The organism is Xenorhabdus griffiniae, assembly GCF_001028135.1.
Classification (GTDB): domain Bacteria; phylum Pseudomonadota; class Gammaproteobacteria; order Enterobacterales; family Enterobacteriaceae; genus Xenorhabdus; species Xenorhabdus bakwenae.
Genome location: NZ_LDNM01000188.1, coordinates 1 through 2,071, shown reverse-complemented (window position 1 = coordinate 2,071; position 2,071 = coordinate 1). Strand labels below are relative to the sequence as shown.

At 41.2% G+C, this 2,071-nt stretch carries 4 protein-coding genes; all 4 read left to right on the top strand.

The genetic code is table 11. The annotated features are described in order from the left end of the window. Positions 1–273 precede the first annotated feature (273 nt). The 4 genes from AAY47_RS19595 (at position 274) to AAY47_RS23385 (ending at position 1,947) form a co-directional block, all read left to right on the top strand. On the top strand, positions 274–750 hold the full coding sequence (locus AAY47_RS19595; RefSeq protein WP_047770603.1) for a hypothetical protein: 477 nt from the start codon (positions 274–276) through the stop codon (positions 748–750). A 54-nt stretch (positions 751–804) separates the two neighbouring features. Next, complete coding sequence (locus AAY47_RS19590) at positions 805–1,209, top strand: DUF7446 family protein (protein ID WP_047772056.1); 405 nt, start codon at positions 805–807, stop codon at positions 1,207–1,209. Next, the gene (locus AAY47_RS19585; protein ID WP_047772054.1) at positions 1,202–1,603 is read left to right on the top strand and encodes a hypothetical protein; all 402 of its coding nucleotides are present in this window, start codon (positions 1,202–1,204) and stop codon (positions 1,601–1,603) included. Before AAY47_RS19590 ends, AAY47_RS19585 begins: the two co-directional genes overlap by 8 nt. A 188-nt stretch (positions 1,604–1,791) precedes the next feature. Continuing rightward, positions 1,792–1,947 carry a zinc-finger-containing protein gene (locus tag AAY47_RS23385; RefSeq protein ID WP_084727041.1) on the top strand — a complete coding sequence of 52 codons (156 nt, stop codon included), beginning with the start codon at positions 1,792–1,794 and terminating at the stop codon, positions 1,945–1,947. Positions 1,948–2,071 lie beyond the last annotated feature (124 nt).

The following is a 2,071-nucleotide window of genomic DNA, read 5'->3' as shown; positions in this document are numbered from 1 at the left end:
CTAATTAGATCACGTTATTAACCCTTATTCAATAGGTGTTAAAAAGTATGCTCGCGCCCTGATGTCTATTGGGGGATCTGGAATATAACAAATTCCTGTCTGTTGGGGAATAGCAGGAGAACCACTGCCGCCTGAGGTGGTTAAATAGGCAGGCACATCATAAATTAACGTCCTATCCATTCTGTCGAATTGAAGTTTATTACTATTGAAACTAATTACAGCTCATTTCCGAGTGGGCTGTGGTGAGTTTATACGGCACGATAGGAGATAGAGATGGGTAAGCGCCTTGAAATTTTAAAAGCGTCATTAACAAAGAAAGAAGCGCTATTCAATGAGCGCCTTCAAAATCACTTCGATACAGTCAAGCAAGCTAACGGCCAACCACTCAACGATAAGCGAAACGGGCGTGCAACACTTAATAAATGGGAAAAACAAAACGATTCGTTGCGGAATTTGAAAGAAAGCATTCAAAAAACCAAAGACGCAATTGAGAGAGAAGAAAACAAAATTGCATTATCTGAATCTGTAACTCTTCCCGCATACATTGAAAACGCGATTAAGGAAGGACTCATAACGCAGTGGCGGAAGTTCCCGAGGTTCTTTTTTGTTAATGGAGTAAAAGGCGGAAGGATAGTTCTTGATGAAAAGACAGGAGCTATCTCGCATAGATACTTAAGCAGGGTTTCAAAAGAAGAATACCCAATATTTCGTGATGTATTTAATAGTCTAAACAAGCAGGCTATAAATTAAACACCAGCCTCGCCAATGCGGGGCTTTTTATTACCTGAATATAGGAAAACAATAATGGCACAAGAACAAAAAATATGGTGTTCACCGCTTACAGGAAAAATATTTCAAGGACGGGTTAACACCAAAACAAATATTGCAAACAAGGATAAGCGGGACATCACGGATGAAGCAATAAAGGCAGTGGCAGAGCATCTTTTTTATCAACCAAAAGTCTTAAAAATTACTTTAAAAAGCGGCGATATTCTGTCGATTAAATCCACTGTAACAGCACAAGGAGTGCCAGATAATACCGTAGAGAACGCCGCTTATGATTTGCTTTATGTGGCAGAGCGGTTGGTAGCGCAATTTAGCGCAGCAGGCATTGAACCACAGGAAGGCTCAAATGACCCGGGGGAATGCTTGCTAGCTCAGGCAGAAAAAGCAATCGCAAAAGCATTAGGAGAGAATAACGATGCCTAAACACATTCACGCTGATTTAATATCTGAGTACGCAAGGTTGTCTCATATTACTGATAGGCCGTGGGAGTATTTCCAGTACAGATTTGCAGATGGAAATGATTGGTTAGAGCCTGTTAGCGCCATTGCCTTTCATCACAATACTTCTTTTAGATTAAAACCCCGTACTATCAGAATCGGGGATATCGACGTTCCAGAGCCAGTGAGGGATGAGCCAGAATATGGAACTACATACTATTATCCTGACATAAGTTTGGGAGTATGTGACGTTGAAGAAGATACATGGGAAGGCGACAATTATATTGATAGTCATCGTCTATCTAGTGGGTTAATCCACCTCGACCGCGAATCCGCCGAACTGCACGTCCGGGCGCTTATCGCTCTAACCTCTAAATAATCCAAACTCGAAAATCACTAATCGTTTTTACTAACGAGGGACTGTTACATGCGTAACAACATGTTCGACGGGTGCGCAGTTATACCCACAAAACCACAGGCAATCAGGAACCGGCGCTGCCATGTGCGCCGTCTCGCACTACTCATCATCTCATTATTTGTATTTATTCCGGTTTAACGGAGGTAATCATGTGCATTCAAATTTTATGCTCATCATATGCGTACAGATGGTTAGCAAGTCAACTGGAAATCAGTTTCAACGAATGTCACTTCGGCTGGTTTGACACTGAAATGTGCGAACGGGCAGCGAATATATGCAGGAGTTTAGGTGATAGTAATGAATAATCAAAATGAACAACTACCCACCGTTATAAATAATGGAGCTATTAACATCGACAATATTCAGATAAGTTATTCCGACAAACCATCTGCATTGATGTTATAATCGGTAATCCGATAATTTACTGCC

Bases quoted from the DNA above. Each gene is read 5' to 3' on its own strand.
- AAY47_RS23385 (WP_084727041.1), top strand. From the start codon at position 1,792: ATGTGCATTCAAATTTTATGCTCATCATATGCGTACAGATGGTTAGCA.
- AAY47_RS19585 (WP_047772054.1), top strand. From the start codon at position 1,202: ATGCCTAAACACATTCACGCTGATTTAATATCTGAGTACGCAAGGTTG.
- AAY47_RS19595 (WP_047770603.1), top strand. From the start codon at position 274: ATGGGTAAGCGCCTTGAAATTTTAAAAGCGTCATTAACAAAGAAAGAA.
- AAY47_RS19590 (WP_047772056.1), top strand. From the start codon at position 805: ATGGCACAAGAACAAAAAATATGGTGTTCACCGCTTACAGGAAAAATA.